Source organism: Sphingobacterium sp. (assembly GCF_039596235.1).
GTDB lineage: Bacteria > Bacteroidota > Bacteroidia > Sphingobacteriales > Sphingobacteriaceae > Sphingobacterium.
This window is the reverse complement of the sequence record NZ_JBCNKE010000012.1, coordinates 133,858-149,579: the sequence shown is the minus strand read 5'-3', so window position 1 is coordinate 149,579 and position 15,722 is coordinate 133,858. Positions and strand designations below refer to the sequence as shown.

Sequence of the window (15,722 nt, the reverse complement as noted above, 5' to 3'; positions counted from 1 at the left end):
CACTAGTTCGAGTCTGGTCCCCGCTACTAAAAGAAAAGCCGAGGTGAGAGCCTTGGCTTTTTCTATTTTACACGTTCTGACACTTCTATTTTGTATTAGACTCCCAAATAAATGTCTTTCAGCCTATTCTTTTTTATTTGCCTTGAAATGTGAGATTATTTATTGTGTTTCATGGTATTAAAAAATATGCCGAGTTTATTAGGTTCATAAATCAACTGCGATGAATAAGGTATAGTCGCAAATAGCAATGCTACAATTGGATAGTTATGCAATCGTTTGTTTGAAATAGCGCAATCGATTTCGTTGTTTTTGCATTTTGATATGCCCGTATCTTATTCTAGTTTTAGCATTCATGTACCTAAATTTTGATTAGCACGCTAATCAATTTTTAAACTAACTATTAAATATTATGATTTCAAAGATTCTCGACAATCACAAGTTGAGTCTGTTATCATTAGCTTTACTCATAACAAGTACACATAGCCCAGCTAATGCTAATGGTCTTAAATTTCCAGACCGTAATGTTCTGTTGAACAATGCTGTTTTTCAGCAGAAAGTAAACGGAAAGGTGCAATCGACAGAAGGGGCCTTAGCAGGCGCAACCATTAGTGTCAAAGGTACTTCGCGGTCTACATCTGCTGGAGCGGATGGTAGATTTAGTATTGAAGCTAAAAATGGGGATGTATTGGTTGTTACAAGTGTTGGTTATAAGACACAGGAAGTGACGGTAACAGGTGCCGTGGTCAATATCAGCATGGAATCCAATAGCGAGGCGCTTCAGGAAGTTGTCATTGTTGGTTATGGAACACAACAGAAAAAAGAAAGTTTGACTGGGGCTCTTCAGGCCGTTAAAGGGAACAAATTACGTGATGTAACTACTCCATCGGTTGAAAATATGCTGAATGGTAAAGCTGCCGGCGTGTATGTTGCGCCAGGAGCCGGTAAACCAGGGTCAAATGGTGGGGTTGTGATTCGTGGTCAGGCAACATTAAGTGGTACGACAAGCCCATTGTGGGTAATTGACGGGGTTATAGTTGGCTCAAGCCCAGGTGATATCAATCCGGACGACATTGAGTCGTTAACGATCCTAAAAGATGCTGCTTCGACATCCATTTATGGATCCCAGGGGGCAAATGGTGTTGTTGTTGTGACGACAAAAAATCCTTCGGCATCTAAAACAAGCATTAGCTTCTCTACAAAAATGGGGATCAACCAACTTTCCAATGGAAACATGGAAATGATGGATGGTGCTGAATTGTATGACTATTTTGCATCATTTTCCAATCAAGATAAAATTAAATTTCCACGCTGGAACTCTGAATTACGCAACAGTAATTTTGATTGGTGGAAGCTAGCGACTAAAACCGGATTTGTCCAAAACCATAATTTGTCTATTCAGGGGGGAAATGATAAATTACAATCCTATTTATCTTTAGGTTATTACAATGAAGCTGGAGCTGTAAAGGGGTATGACTACGACCGTTATAACTTTAGATTTCGTACCAATTACAAGCCTTTCGATTGGTTGACCATTAAACCGTCTATTGCCGGATCTAGACGTGCGGTAGATGATAGACAATACGATGTTAATGCCATGTACGGAAACCTACCCTGGGATAGCCCTTACGATGCAAATGGTAAATTGGTCCCACATCGTTATAGTGGGTGGGTCAATAATGCAAGTACGAATTACTTGTACGACCTGCAATGGAATCATAGTGCCAATACCAATTATGAATTTATGGGTAACTTAGATTTCGATATCAAATTAACAGATTGGTTGACTTTCTCTTCTGTCAACAATTATCGCTACAATAGTTATTCTGATAATGGATATCAAGATCCCAGATCAAACAGTGGTGAAAGTGTAATTGGTCGTGTTACAGATTATCGCATGGAGTTTGCGCGTCGATATACCAACCAAATTTTACGTTTCAGCAAGACTTGGGATAAACATAGCCTGAATGGATTAGCTGCATATGAATTTAATGACTACTGGACAAAAACGTTAGATGCCTATGGAACAGGTATTGTAAATGGTTTCGAGGTATTGGACGTTGTTGCAAAACCAGAACGTACTAAAGGTGGCATTTCTGAATGGGCAGTGCAGTCGTTTTTGTCTAATGTAAACTATGCATATGATAATAAATATTTGGCACAGGTGTCGTTCCGTCGTGATGGAGCGTCCAATTTTGGAACCAATGCTAAATATGGAAACTTCTTTTCAGTCAGTGGTGGTTGGAATATCAATAAGGAAGAGTGGTTTAAGGCTGATTGGGTAGATAATTTAAAACTGAGAGCGGCTTACGGATCGGTAGGTAATAGACCAAGTTCATTATATCCGCAATATAGTCTTTATTCTGTGTCTGCGTCATCAAGTTATAATGGAATACCGGGTGCATTAATTAGCCAAATCGGTAATAAAGACCTGACCTGGGAAAAAACCTATACGACAGGTTTTGGTTTAGATGCAGCTTTATTCCAAAATAGATTACGATTTAATGTCGATTATTACGACAAGAAGACTGATAATGTACTTTATCAAGTGCCTATCAGTGGTCTGACAGGTGTCACTTCCATCTGGAAAAATATTGGTAAGATGCAAAACCGGGGTATTGAATTGACTATTGGCGGTGACATTGTGCGCAACGACAATGTGCATTGGAGCTTGGATGTCAATTTAAGTCACAATGTGAATAAATTAACCGAGTTATTTGCAACAAAAGATGCCAATGGTAATCTTGTATCCAAACCGATTATCGCAGGGGACGGATCAGGTATAGCAGGGTCGGCACAACGCTTGCTTCAGCCTGGTTATCCTGTAGATACCTACTACCTGAAAGAATGGGCTGGTGTCAATGTGGATAATGGTTTACCGATGTGGTATCGATACGAGACAGATGCCAATGGCAATGAAACAAGGACAACGACATCAAATTATTCCAATGCAACTTTCCGTAATGTAGGAAAAGGAAATCCGGATCTTTTTGGAGGTTTCAGTACAGCTTTAAGTTATAAGCAGTTTGACCTGAATGCTGTGTTCGGTTTCTCATTGGGAGGGAAATTATATAATTATTCCCGTCAGGAATTTGATTCGGATGGAACCTATACGGATCGTAATCAGATGAAGTTACAAGATGGTTGGAACCGTTGGCAAAAGCCGGGTGATGTTGCCACTCATCCGATCGCAAGATACGACAATCAAGATAAAGGGAACTCACCTTCTACACGTTATTTAGAAAGTAACAATTTCTTGAAAATGAGATCGCTGACTCTTGGATATAATTTTGATTTGAAAAAATATAATATCAAAAATCTGCGAGTATTCTTAGCGGGCGAGAATTTGTTTACAATCACAAACTACTCGGGTGTTGACCCTGAGCTTCCATTGACTGAGCCGGATGGCAAAGGTGGAGGTGGTCAAATGATCAGATCTGCTGGAGTTTCCGTATATCCTATGGTTCGTAAATATATGTTCGGAGCAAGTGTGACATTTTAGTTTTAACGTTTAGAAAATCAATAATGAAAAAGATATTAATTGGACTTTTAATCGCAACGGCAGTGTCCTCCTGCGATATAGATCGTCTTCCTTATACTTCAATGGATGAAGAGAATATTGCAAATAATCCTGATGCAATGGTAACAGGTACTTATGCGCAGTTAAAAGCCTGGTCCGACCCAATGCATCGTCTTGGTGAATATGCCGGTGACAATATGATGATCCGCGGTTCGTCGACTGATGCCTTCTATGAATTTATCTCTTATGCGAGAACGCCGAATAATTATCGGCTGCAGAACTTTTGGGACAGCGGTTATAAAGCTATTGCTCAATCTTCGAACGTCATCAAAATGTTTGCTGAAGGGCAGAGTACAGAAATGGACAACAAATTAGGTGAATGTTATTACATCCGTGGGATGATGTACTTCTACCTATGTCGCGCTTTCGGAAAACCTTACTATCAAAGTCCTGAGACGAATCTGGGCGTTCCCATCGTTAATGGTACGCCTGATGATGTTTTCAATGATTTAAATTTACCGGACCGTTCTTCTGTCAAAGATACTTATGCGCAGGCAATCAGCGATCTGAAAAAGGCCGAATCCTTAATGACGATCAATAACGGTGCAGCATATGCATCTAAGGAAGCTGCACAAGCGATGCTTTCTCGTATATATTTGTATATGAGCGGTACGTATAAAAATCCAAATGCGGAATATGCACGTCTTGCTGTAGAATATGCGGATAAAGTGATTAATTCAGGTAAATATGTGTTGTTGGCGCGTGAGCAATTCATGAAATACAATACCTTTAGGCCTGAAGATAACAAGGAGACCATCTTTGCGGTAAAACGTGTTGCTTCTGAATTTTCAGGCGATGATCATTATTATGGCATTGGTGGTATGTATTCCAATATTGGTGGTATGGGCTGGGGTGAGATGTATTCTAGTGCCAAATACATTGATTTATTAAATGAAACTGGACGCAATGACTGGAGACCTGATCATTATACGATTGTCGATGCACGCGCAGCATTTATTGAACCTACTTATTCAAAAGATGATGCAGGTAAATACACAACTGTTTTTCGGTTTATTAAACAAGATATACCCAAAAAAGCAGGTGATCCGTTGACAACAAGTTATATGCAGTTGCCCGCGACAATCAATGGTAGTACGGTGACTGTCCGCGAAGTGAAGAAGGTTGATGATAAGGATGTTGTTAAAGAGTATACGTTAAAAGCAATCAATGCAGCTCAACAAACTTATTCCATTGCTTATGAGGATGGAAAAACATATACTGGTATGATCGATTACTATATTTCCTTAAACCGTGCTTATCCGCAATTTTATATTGTGAAATGTTCACGTGAAGGTGAAGAGTCTCAATTGCACTCACCTGTCATCAGTCGTTTAGGTGAGATTTATTTGAATCGTGCTGAGGCTTATGCAAAATTAGGTAACTATGGCGCTGCCCTAAATGATTTGAATACCATCAGAAATCGCTCTATTGTAAACGGAGGCTATACAGCGCTTGACGCAAGTAATGCATTTAAGCTGATTGACAAAGAACGTCAACTGGAATTGGCTTATCAGGCTGAACGTAGCTATGATGTATTCCGTAATGGCGAACCTTTAAATCGAACATATCCAGGACCACAAAAGCAGTTTGAAGATATTGCACCAACTGATTTCAGAGTAACGTACTTCATTCCGCAGGATGCGATCAACTCTTATCCGGGGAAATTAACACAGAATCCAACGTCTAACTAGACGAATATTCATATTTTAAACCCTATAAATGGCTTTACTTCACGGTAAAGCCATTTTTGTTTTTGTATCTCCATAATCCCTTTTGAATCCGTATCTTTGTACCCTTAACGTGTAATTTAGCATAAAAGTGCCATCTGCTGTGAGAGCGGGTGGATCAAATAAAATAAATATGGCAAATATTGTTGCAATTGTTGGTCGTCCAAATGTTGGTAAATCTACCTTATTCAATCGTCTTACAGAAAGTAGAAAAGCGATTGTTGATGACTTTAGCGGGGTGACGCGCGACCGTCATTATGAGACGGCGGAGTGGATCGGAAAGAAATTTACAGTAATCGATACAGGTGGTTTTGTCCATGGTTCGGATGATGTCTTTGAAGAGGCCATCCGTGATCAGGTATATATCGCTATTGAAGAAGCTTCTGTTGTTATATTCATGGTAGACGTTACTACGGGTATCACTGACTTGGATGATGAAATCGCTGATATCCTCCGCAGAAGTTCCAAACCGGTATATGTGGTCGCCAATAAAGTTGACCACGCGAAGTTGCATCATGAATCCGCCGAATTCTATGCATTCGGTCTCGGTGAAGTATTTAATATTTCTTCTGCTACAGGTTCTGGTACCGGAGAATTATTGGATGCTGTTGTATCACACTTTGAAGAGGAGCAGGAGGAAGAGGAAGCCCTACCGAAATATACAATTGTAGGTCGTCCGAATGTGGGTAAATCTTCGCTTACAAATGCCTTGATCGGGAAAGACCGTAATATTGTGACGCCTATGGCGGGTACAACACGCGATTCTATCCGTATTCACTACAACCAATATGGACATAATTTCCTTTTGATCGATACAGCTGGTCTTCGCCGTAAATCAAAAGTAAATGAAGATATCGAATTCTATTCGGTCATGCGTACCATCAAAGCACTTGAGGATTCTGATGTGACGATTTTGATGTTAGATGCACAAGATGGTCTGGAAGCCCAGGATGTGAATATCTTCAATCTGGCTGAGAAGAACCGTAAAGGGATTGTGATCGTGGTCAACAAATGGGATCTGATCGAGAAAGACAACAAAACCATGAAAGCTTTTGAAGATCGTATCCGCGAGAAAATTGCGCCATTCACGGATGTGCCGATTATCTTTACTTCCGTAACGGAAAAACAACGTGTCCTAAAAGTATTGGAAGTGGCGGATAAGGTATACGCCAATAAAACAAAAAAAATCCCTACATCGAAGTTGAATGAAGTGATGTTGGATATTATCGAGAGCTATCCACCTCCATCCTTAAAAGGAAAATATATCAAAATTAAATATGTGACACAATTACCTGGTAGAACACCAATGTTTGCCTTCTTCTGTAATTTGCCACAATATATCAAAGATCCATATAAACGCTTTATTGAGAACAAATTGCGTGAGCACTTTGACTTTACAGGTGTGCCTATTCAAATATATTTCAGACAAAAATAGATTTCCAAGCAGATAACAAACATGGACCATAATCTCTTTTTATACAATACGCTTTCGCGAACAAAGGAAAAATTCGAACCTATCCACGCCAACCTTGTTGGGATGTATGTCTGTGGACCTACGGTTTACAGTGATGTACACTTGGGTAACTGCCGAACTTTTGTTTCCTTTGATTTGATTTTTAGATATCTACGTCATTTGGGCTATAAAGTACGTTATGTGCGGAATATTACAGATGCCGGGCATTTGGAGGGCGATCGTGATGAAGGAGATGACAAATTTGCAAAAAAAGCTAAATTGGAACAGCTCGAACCAATGGAAATCGTACAGAAATATACCATCGGTTTTCATGATGTGTTAAGTCTTTTCAATACCTTGCCTCCAAGTATCGAACCTACTGCGACAGGACATATTTCAGAGCAGATCGAAATGATCGAACAGATCATCAGCAACGGTTATGCTTATGAGACGAATGGTACTGTCTATTTCGATGTGGAGAAATATGTGCAGCAGTATGATTATACCGTATTGACCAATCGCAAATTGGAAGATATGTTGAACAATACCCGTGAACTTAGTGGGCAGGATGAGAAAAAGGGACGCTTGGATTTCGCTTTGTGGATCAAGGCTAAGCCTGAAACAATCATGCGCTGGCCAGCCCCTTGGAGCGTCGGGTTTCCTGGATGGCATATCGAATGTTCGGCAATGAGCAGAAAGTACCTGGGCGATCAGTTTGATATCCACGGGGGTGGAATGGATTTGGCGGCGACGCATCATACGAACGAAATCGCACAGTCCGAAGCATGTAACCATACCGCACCTGCCAAGTATTGGATGCATACCAATATGTTAACGGTAAATGGGGCGCGGATGTCCAAATCTGCGGGTAATGGATTTTTGCCAGGAGAACTGTTCACGGGCAACCATCCTTTGTTAAATAGAGGATATTCGCCAATGGCTGTTCGTTTCTTTATGTTACAGGCGCATTATAGAAGTACATTGGATTTTTCCAATGAAGCACTTGACGCCGCGGACAAAGGATATAAACGCTTGATGAATGCAATAGGACTCTTGGATAAACTAAAAGTTTCAAAAGGAGCTGATTCATTCAATCTGGCTGAGATCCGTAATAAATGTTATGCGGCAATGGACGACGATTTCAATAGCCCGGTTTTGATTGCGGAGCTGTTTGAATTGGTGCGGATCATTAATTCGATCTATGATGGTAAAGCCAAGGTCTCTGAAGAGGGGCTGGAGAAGCTAAGAGTTTTCATGAAAGAATTTGTCGAAGATATCCTTGGACTGCGAAATGATCAAGCGTCCGGAACGGATGATATTGATGATGTCATGAACTTGGTGATCAAATTACGTAACGAAGCAAAAGCGAATAAAGATTTTGTCACCTCGGACCGTATCCGTGATGAACTTAATGCAATTGGTATCCAACTGAAAGATAGTAAAGAAGGTACACTTTGGAATAAGATTTGATAGATAAAAAATCGAATTTAAAAAAGGGGATTCAATTGCCCTAAAAATCGAGTGTAATGCGTTCATCTGAAGCAATAAGATGAACGCCGATAAATAATCATTTGCATATGAATTTTTGGAATAGGTTATCCGTTGTTGCATTGATGAGTACAATGGGAACAACATTGTACGCACAGATACCCGAAAAAGTAGGAAGTTTACTGCAGGCCGATAAAGATGCCGCCGCATTATCTAAAGCTTCTACTCCCCATCAGGCATTTTTATCCATTATCGATAAGGAATCTACATTTTACGTTCCTTCGGCGGTAAATGCATACAATTACCTCAATAATAGGCCTAATATTCCGGATGTATTAAATTGGCAGCCTACTTTTGCTCTTGTCGCAAAGAGCCTGGAGTTTGGTGTAACATCTGGGTCGATGGACTTTCAAAAAGTGGGCGCGAGGTTGCGTCACGGTGAGTACTTGACCGTCTGGAAACGTAATAAGAAAGGTAAATGGTTGGTTGATATCCGTGCTGAAGTGGAAAACAACGGTAAAGATAAAGATGGTGAATTTGATCTTGAATATATTGAGCCAACGGACTCCTGGTACCTGAAGCATCGCTCTAAAGTACGTCTGAACCAACGGGAGGATATTGTACTGGAAACAGATAAGTTGATGTCTACTGTCCTTAAAGCGGATAATCCCACAGCATACAAAGAATTTTTAAGCGAAGATGTCCGGTTTTTGTTTCCCTGGACCAGTCCAATGGAAGGTAAGGATAAAATGATGGCTTACCTGAAGAAACAACGCATGACGATCGAGACGGTTCCTGAAGAAGTTAAACGTTCCTATAGTGGGGATTTTGCCTATACAAAAGGAACTGCGACTGTACGGCAAAAAGATAAGGTCGTCAAGTATAATTATATCCGGGTATGGCAGTTAAGCGAATTAGCGAAGGATGATGTGAAGAAAGCGAATTGGAATATTCTGATCGAAATGATGTTCGAGAAATAGATAACTCCAAATATCCCGCACATAAAAAAGGCTTGAATATTGATTCAAGCCTTTTTTATGTGCGGAGCGTATTAACGTCTATTTCTTTCTCCATTTTTCTAGTTCTTCACAGGCGCCGAAGTCATCACTGATATCAATGAATGTATTCTTCGCCTTGTCGTCAAACCATTTGCTTAGGTTACGACGTACTTTATCTTCTTTCGCAGCTTCTTTGATCTTCGTAAAGTCCTGATCCAAATTTGCTTTATGTGGCGCGATACGGGTTTTTAGGTAGTTGAAACGGTAACCTACATCGCCAGTTTTGTCTGTGAATTGCTCCGGTTTAGAATATTCCCCCGGTTTTAATGGGTCAATGGCTGTAAATACGGACTTATCCAATCCATCCATCGGGATTAAAGTTGTACGGCTGGATCCTTGTGGATTTAAAACCATACCACCATTAAATTTGCTTTCTTCAGCATCAGAATTGTTCGTTGCTGCGTGATAAAAATCTAATTTCTTATCAACAACCAATTTGTAGATACTGTCCAGTTTATTTTTGGTCCGCTCCAGCGCTGCAGCTCCGGGATTCATTTTCATCAGGATATGACGGGTGTGTACCTCTTCGCCACGTCTTTCGAGTACCTGAATGATGTGGAAACCATACTTTGACTCTACAATCGGTGATATTTCCCCCGGCTTTAGCTTAAACGCCATTGCAGAGAACTCTTTCACATAGTTGTCACGGGTACCGAAGCCAAGGTCGCCGCCATAAGGTGCAGAACCTGGATCTTGTGAGTAGAGGCGCGCCATCGTTCCGAAATCCGAACCGTCGACAATCTGCTTGCGGATGCCTTCTATTTTCTCCCGCTGTTCTTTTTTCTCTTCGTCGGTCAATTTTGGCATCATGACAATTTCGCCGATTTCAACTTCTGTATTGAAATAAGGAAGACTATCTTTATTCAATCCTTCAAAATAACGTTTTACTTCCAATGGCGTTACATCCACTTTCTGTACGATATTTTGTTGCATCTTATTCGCTTTCAACTGTTCAAAAACACTTGCACGCATTTCTTCCTTGTATTGTAACAAAGAACGGTTCAGGAATTTCTCCAAACGTTCCTGCCCACCAGCTTGTTGGGACATATGGCGCAACCGGGAATTTAAGTTATCATCCACCTCGGTTTCAGTGACGTCAATCGAGTCAATTACCGCTTGCTGGGAAAGTAATTTCTGAATGATCAATTGTTCAAGAACTCCACATTTGAACTTTTCATCAGGTTTATTCCCCTGTGCAAGCCATTGTGAATATTGCATGTCCAGGTCGGATTGCAGAATAATCCCTGAACCCACTGTAGCCACTACCCGGTCAATAACCTGACGTTGCGCAAAGCTGGCCTGAATGGATACAAACAGCAACAAAAACAATATATATATGTTTTTTTTCATCTAAATAATATGTTTCTAAACTCGATGAAGCAACCATGATCCATTTAATCATATACGAGTCGTACAGATTGATATCACAGTGGATTCATCTAAATCACTAATAATCTCCCGATTCTATCGTTCAATATATACTATTTTGAACAACAGCACAAAATTATCAGATTATATGAATTATTCGTATTTTTATTTAACAATATTTTTATAATCCCAATATTTCAAATGGGAATTTTAGACTTGTTAAAATTGATTCGCTAAAAATACGGATTTGCCTCTTAGAAAGGGTGGTTTTAACCTAATTTAACAAGTTTCTCAGCAACAGTAATACCGTAACAAGGTATCTTTATTTTTTGTGCTACACCGTTAGCAAGAGGAAAATTCGATGATTATTTTTAATAAATTGTACACACATGAAAAAAGCTTTTATTTATCTGATGACATTTCTGCCTTTGGCAAGTTTTGCACAACAAATTCCAATGTTTGTTGGAACTTATACGAACAAAACAGAAAGTAAAGGTATTTATATTTATAATTTTGATACAAAAACAGGTGAAGTAGCCTTGATTGGCACGCAGGAAAGTAAGGATCCTTCGTTTCTGGCTCGAAATAATAACTTTATCTATGCTGTCAATGAACTTCCAAATCAGGAGGGTACCGTTTCCGCTTATTCCTTTAAGGATGGAAAGCTGACCTTCTTGAACTCGCTGCCTACTGGAGGGGAGTCACCTTGTTTTGTCGAAGTGCATCCTAAAGGAAATTTGCTGGCGGTAGCAAATTACACTGGAGGATCAGCAGCATTATTTGAGCTTGAAACAAATGGTGTCCTGAACAAAAGAAGCCGACTGATCCAACATGAAGGTAAAGGCGTTGATCCTGTCCGTCAGGAGAAACCACATATACATTCTACTTTCTTTTCTAGTAAGGGTGAGCGCTTATATATACAGGATCTAGGTTTGGATCAAATCTCTGTCTTTCCTGTCAATAAATCCGGAAGCGCTTATAGTCTGGCAGAGGAACCTGAGGATTTCTTTACCCCGGCAGGTGGTGGACCGCGTCATATTGCCTTTGATAAGAAGGAAAAATTTCTCTATGTTGTATTGGAAATGACAGGTCAGGTTGCGAGCTATAAGAAAGAAGGCAATGATTGGATGTACCAAAACACTTACGAGATTAATCCAGAGGGATTCAAGGGACAGAATGGCGGCGCAGATATCAAAATATCTGCCGATGGCAAATTTTTATATGCGACCAATCGCGGTGACGCAAATACGATAGCGACCTTCGCTGTGGAGAAAGATGGGGCATTAAAAAAATTATCCAATACCTCGGTCAAGGGGCGGGGACCACGGAATTTTAATCTTTCCCCAGATGGAAAATACTTACTCGTGGCAAATCAATATACCAACAATATTGTGCTGTTTAATCGGGATACAAAGACCGGATTATTAACGGATACAGGGAAAGAAATCAAAGTACCTGCACCGGTCTGTATTATATTTTAGTCTTTCGATACAAGGGTATGGAGACTTATCCGATAAAAAGATCTTGTACAATTAAGGCATCACAACAGTGTTTTGATGCCTTAATTATTTGTGATGAATTCCTGGTCGACAGTATTATTTTTAAGAATATCTTAAAAATCTTCTTTCCTGCAATCTAATTTTCCCTCTTTTTCCAGATCGTTTAAGACGGTTCCTTTCCAGGTCTTGACACGCTGTATATAAGCTGCGCGTCCGATCATATGGGCCGCAACCGGTGCGGTCAGGATTAGAAAGAAACCAATTGCTATTGCCTTGGTCGTCACAGACACATCCGGAAATGTCATCGCAGCGCAGATCAACAGGAGACCGACCCCTAGGGTTGCAGCTTTTACTGTCACTGAGAGGCGTAAATAGAAATCAGGCATCCGTAATATGCCGATTGATGCAAATAATATGGCCAGTGCACCGATGGTGCTTAAAATTGCTAAGGTAATATCAGTCATCATTGCGTTGTTTTTCTAAATAAAATGAAAAGGCTATAGTTCCCAAAAATGCGATAAGTGCCAAGATCATGGCAATATCTAAAAATACTTCCTGCGAAGTGCGTATACTATAAACTGTAATAATTCCGATTCCAATTGTGATAATGAGATCCAGTGCAATGACCCGGTCAAAGATCTGTGGACCTTTGTATAAACGGATAAATGCCAGAATAACCGATAAGGCTAATATGGGGAGGATAACATAATCGAAGTAGGTAGTTAAAGTCATCGTAAGAGTTCTAAAAGTCTTCGTTCAACATTGTTTTTTAGGGTGGACACAAATTGTTCTTTGCTCTTCATATACATCACATGGATAAAAAGTGTTTTTTTATCCTCGCTCACATCCAAAATAAGCGTACCTGGCGTCAGTGATATAAAAGTAGAAAGCAAATTGATCTCCAGGTCTGTCTTGGCATCCATCGGATACTTGACAATAGCCGGTTTAATAAAAAACTTTGGCGTGATTACATCGTAGGCAACCTGAACATTGGCGACGATCATTTCCCATAAGAAAAAGAGGATAAAACTCACCGTTTTGGGAACACGATAGAAATAACGTTGGTCGGCCTCATTCCTGTTCATGATCCAAAGAATCGCGAAACCAAGTAAAAAACCGAACAGGAAATTCGTGTAATACATTGATCCCGTCAGTGCTACCCAGATAAAAGATAGCATCAGGTTCATTAAAAACTGTTTTATCATATCAATTCTGTCCTCCTAATACAGCATTTATATAAGGTGAAGTATCCAGTAATTGTGTAGCGATCTTGTCTGCAACATCGATAATAGCTTCTGCATTAAATCCGATATACAACGAGGCAGAGGCTAATATAATGACCGGTAAGAGCAGCATTGTTCTTTTATAACCGATCATTCCCGCAAATTTATCTTCAATGATTTCAGGCTGGGGGGCATCTTTCCAAAATACCTGCGCCCACATTTTGGCAATAACATACAGTGTAATAAAACTACCGATGATCAAAGCTCCTGCAAAAGCATATTTTTCCAGCTGAAAGGCATCTCTAAAAAGATAGATCTTGGGCCAGAATCCAGATAGTGGCGGGATACCGACCAAAGAGAAAAGCACCACAGCAAAAAGCAAGGAAATCTTTGGATACCGAGCATATAGGCCCCCGAGCTTGTTCATATCCATGGTCCCGCGAAGCTGGCGGATAACACCGGCCACTAAGAACAGGTTCGTTTTCACCATAATATCATGAATAAGATAAAAGATTGCACCTAACAGCGCCCATTTGCTATATAATCCTAAACCACCGATCATAAAACCGATATGGCAGACAATCAGGTAAGAAAATAATCTGCGGACATTGGTTTTTATTAATGCGCCAAAAGCACCTGTTAAAATGGTCAGTATGGCCAAAACGACCAACAGTTCTTTGGCAAAATGGTTTGGGATAAACAATAAAGAAAATACCCTGAACAGTGCATAGATCCCAACTTTAGTCAAGAGTCCGCCAAAGGTTGCGGCAACAGCCGAGGGCGGTGTATGATAGGAAGAGGGTAGCCAGAAATAAAGTGGAAATACGGCCGATTTGATGCCAAAACCGATCAGAAAAAAAGTCGCCGTGATTTCGACAAGTGCCTGGTTTTGTATTTTGGGTATACGCAAAGCCAGGTCGGCCATATTGAGCGATCCTGAGATACCATACAGAATTCCGATACCGGTCAGGAAAAAAGTAGAGGCCAATATATTCATGGCCATATATTTTACTGCTCCTTCCAATTGTGATTTACGGCCACCAAGTGTCATCAAAACAAAAGAAGAAATAATGATCACCTCAAACCACACATAGAGATTAAAAATATCTCCGGTCAGAAAGGCGCCATTTAGCCCCATCATCAGAAAATGAAAAATAGGGAAATAGCCGTATAAAATGCGTTGTCTCCCGACACCGACACATGAAAAAATCGATACCGCAAGTCCGGCAACGGAGGTCAGGACGACCAGGGTACTACTAAAAAGGTCCGCGACAAAGACAATCCCAAAAGGGGCCTTCCAATTGGCGGCATTCATCGTCAGGATTCCGCCATCATAGACCTTGAAAAAGAGTTTAAATGCAAGAATAAGTGCTAAAAGGCTTCCCCCCACGCTTAGAAAACGTTGCGGGGTAGATTTGCGCCAAAGCATCAGCTGGACAATAGCAATAAAAAGGTGCACGATAACCGTGGCAATAATCTGGTTGTCTATCATATATCTTCTTCCTCAGGCGTATTCAAATTATCTAAATCATCCGTACCCAATAAGGCGTAAACACGTTTAAGCAATACAATAGCAAACGAAGTCAGCCCAAAACTGATAACGATCGCAGTTAAAATTAGGGCTTGTGGTATGGGATCGGCATAAATATCCGTGAAGACCTTTAGGTCAGGGCCGATGATCGGTGGTTTACCTTTGACAATATTCCCCAACAGAAAGATCAATATATTGGTGCCATTGCCCAATAACATAATTCCCAATAAAAGTTTCACCATGCTGCGTCGCAAGATGAGGTATATTCCGGCGGCATATAAAATGCCGATCAATAAAACGAGAATCAGTTCCATTATTCCTCCTCCGTATTTAAAGCAATTGTGAATAAAATAGTCAATACAACTCCAATGACGACAAAGTATACACCAAGGTCAAAAAATAAGGCTGTACCGATCATCCCAATGACGGGAATTTTTTCCTCCAACCAAAGTCCGGTCATAACGGGATAGCCAAAGAAAGTTGGTAAAAACATGCTCACTGCGGCAATGCCCAATCCGATCGGAATAAGGGATAACGGTTTGTATTGGATAAGCTTCATGGTGTTGTGAGGACCAAAAGCGAAACTATGCAGTACGAAAGCAATTGAGGCCACCAAGCCCCCCACAAATCCTCCTCCGGGATAATAATGCCCCCGAAGTAGGAGAAATACAGAAAACAATAAAAGTATTGGTAGGAGATACCGCGTTGCGGTTTGTAATATCGTGCTATTCATTTATTCGAGTATTTAGATATTAGTATTGAGTATTGAGATTCCGGTGATACAAACCAATAGGTTTT

The 15,722-nt window shown here is 40.4% G+C and carries 13 protein-coding genes; 6 read left to right on the top strand and 7 right to left on the bottom strand.

Annotated features, from left to right (window positions below; translation table 11 throughout):
* Nucleotides 1-409 precede the first annotated feature (409 nt).
* From ABDW32_RS22220 to ABDW32_RS22200, 5 genes are all read left to right on the top strand, one after another.
* A complete protein-coding gene (locus tag ABDW32_RS22220) occupies nt 410-3,499 on the top strand; it encodes a TonB-dependent receptor (protein WP_343566015.1) in 3,090 nt (1,029 codons plus the stop codon).
* Between the two features lie 23 nt (nt 3,500-3,522).
* Complete coding sequence (locus tag ABDW32_RS22215) at nt 3,523-5,268, top strand: RagB/SusD family nutrient uptake outer membrane protein (RefSeq protein WP_343566014.1); 1,746 nt, start codon at nt 3,523-3,525, stop codon at nt 5,266-5,268.
* A 169-nt stretch (nt 5,269-5,437) separates the two neighbouring features.
* The gene (gene der / locus ABDW32_RS22210) at nt 5,438-6,739 is read left to right on the top strand and encodes a ribosome biogenesis GTPase Der (RefSeq protein WP_077438899.1); all 1,302 of its coding nucleotides are present in this window, start codon (nt 5,438-5,440) and stop codon (nt 6,737-6,739) included.
* 21 nt (nt 6,740-6,760) lie between these two features.
* Nucleotides 6,761-8,227, top strand: a complete 1,467-nt coding sequence (gene cysS / locus ABDW32_RS22205; protein WP_343566013.1) for a cysteine--tRNA ligase — start codon at nt 6,761-6,763, stop codon at nt 8,225-8,227.
* A gap of 107 nt (nt 8,228-8,334) precedes the next feature.
* On the top strand, nt 8,335-9,225 hold the full coding sequence (locus ABDW32_RS22200) for a DUF4440 domain-containing protein (RefSeq protein WP_343566012.1): 891 nt from the start codon (nt 8,335-8,337) through the stop codon (nt 9,223-9,225).
* 78 nt (nt 9,226-9,303) lie between these two features.
* On the opposite strand, the gene ABDW32_RS22195 is transcribed toward ABDW32_RS22200, so the two are convergent.
* Nucleotides 9,304-10,653: a peptidylprolyl isomerase gene (locus ABDW32_RS22195; RefSeq protein ID WP_343566011.1), complete on the bottom strand. Its 1,350-nt coding sequence runs from the start codon at nt 10,651-10,653 to the stop codon at nt 9,304-9,306.
* A 407-nt stretch (nt 10,654-11,060) separates the two neighbouring features.
* Between ABDW32_RS22195 and ABDW32_RS22190 the strand changes: the two genes are divergently transcribed.
* Complete coding sequence (locus ABDW32_RS22190; protein WP_343566010.1) at nt 11,061-12,152, top strand: lactonase family protein; 1,092 nt, start codon at nt 11,061-11,063, stop codon at nt 12,150-12,152.
* 131 nt (nt 12,153-12,283) lie between these two features.
* Here ABDW32_RS22190 and mnhG read toward each other — a convergent pair whose 3' ends face one another.
* Genes mnhG through ABDW32_RS22160 form a run of 6 tightly spaced genes read right to left on the bottom strand, consistent with a single transcriptional unit; the run spans nt 12,284 to nt 15,657 of the window.
* Complete coding sequence (mnhG, locus tag ABDW32_RS22185; protein ID WP_343566009.1) at nt 12,284-12,637, bottom strand: monovalent cation/H(+) antiporter subunit G; 354 nt, start codon at nt 12,635-12,637, stop codon at nt 12,284-12,286.
* The gene (locus ABDW32_RS22180; RefSeq protein WP_343566008.1) at nt 12,627-12,902 is read right to left on the bottom strand and encodes a monovalent cation/H+ antiporter complex subunit F; all 276 of its coding nucleotides are present in this window, start codon (nt 12,900-12,902) and stop codon (nt 12,627-12,629) included. Before ABDW32_RS22180 ends, mnhG begins: the two co-directional genes overlap by 11 nt.
* Nucleotides 12,899-13,357, bottom strand: a complete 459-nt coding sequence (locus ABDW32_RS22175; RefSeq protein WP_343566007.1) for a Na+/H+ antiporter subunit E — start codon at nt 13,355-13,357, stop codon at nt 12,899-12,901. Before ABDW32_RS22175 ends, ABDW32_RS22180 begins: the two co-directional genes overlap by 4 nt.
* Nucleotides 13,358-13,376: 19 nt before the next feature.
* Nucleotides 13,377-14,885, bottom strand: a complete 1,509-nt coding sequence (locus ABDW32_RS22170; RefSeq protein ID WP_343566006.1) for a proton-conducting transporter membrane subunit — start codon at nt 14,883-14,885, stop codon at nt 13,377-13,379.
* Nucleotides 14,882-15,238 carry a Na+/H+ antiporter subunit C gene (locus ABDW32_RS22165; RefSeq protein WP_077438800.1) on the bottom strand — a complete coding sequence of 119 codons (357 nt, stop codon included), beginning with the start codon at nt 15,236-15,238 and terminating at the stop codon, nt 14,882-14,884. The genes ABDW32_RS22170 and ABDW32_RS22165 overlap by 4 nt, the downstream gene beginning before the upstream one ends.
* On the bottom strand, nt 15,238-15,657 hold the full coding sequence (locus ABDW32_RS22160) for a Na+/H+ antiporter subunit B (RefSeq protein ID WP_077438801.1): 420 nt from the start codon (nt 15,655-15,657) through the stop codon (nt 15,238-15,240). Before ABDW32_RS22160 ends, ABDW32_RS22165 begins: the two co-directional genes overlap by 1 nt.
* Nucleotides 15,658-15,722 lie beyond the last annotated feature (65 nt).

Bases quoted from the DNA above. Each gene is read 5' to 3' on its own strand.
- ABDW32_RS22220 (WP_343566015.1), top strand. From the start codon at position 410: ATGATTTCAAAGATTCTCGACAATCACAAGTTGAGTCTGTTATCATTA.
- ABDW32_RS22200 (WP_343566012.1), top strand. From the start codon at position 8,335: ATGAATTTTTGGAATAGGTTATCCGTTGTTGCATTGATGAGTACAATG.
- ABDW32_RS22170 (WP_343566006.1), bottom strand. From the start codon at position 14,885: ATGATAGACAACCAGATTATTGCCACGGTTATCGTGCACCTTTTTATT.
- ABDW32_RS22160 (WP_077438801.1), bottom strand. From the start codon at position 15,657: ATGAATAGCACGATATTACAAACCGCAACGCGGTATCTCCTACCAATA.
- ABDW32_RS22190 (WP_343566010.1), top strand. From the start codon at position 11,061: ATGAAAAAAGCTTTTATTTATCTGATGACATTTCTGCCTTTGGCAAGT.
- cysS (WP_343566013.1), top strand. From the start codon at position 6,761: ATGGACCATAATCTCTTTTTATACAATACGCTTTCGCGAACAAAGGAA.
- ABDW32_RS22215 (WP_343566014.1), top strand. From the start codon at position 3,523: ATGAAAAAGATATTAATTGGACTTTTAATCGCAACGGCAGTGTCCTCC.
- der (WP_077438899.1), top strand. From the start codon at position 5,438: ATGGCAAATATTGTTGCAATTGTTGGTCGTCCAAATGTTGGTAAATCT.
- ABDW32_RS22180 (WP_343566008.1), bottom strand. From the start codon at position 12,902: ATGACTTTAACTACCTACTTCGATTATGTTATCCTCCCCATATTAGCC.
- ABDW32_RS22165 (WP_077438800.1), bottom strand. From the start codon at position 15,238: ATGGAACTGATTCTCGTTTTATTGATCGGCATTTTATATGCCGCCGGA.
- mnhG (WP_343566009.1), bottom strand. From the start codon at position 12,637: ATGATGACTGATATTACCTTAGCAATTTTAAGCACCATCGGTGCACTG.
- ABDW32_RS22175 (WP_343566007.1), bottom strand. From the start codon at position 13,357: ATGAACCTGATGCTATCTTTTATCTGGGTAGCACTGACGGGATCAATG.
- ABDW32_RS22195 (WP_343566011.1), bottom strand. From the start codon at position 10,653: ATGAAAAAAAACATATATATATTGTTTTTGTTGCTGTTTGTATCCATT.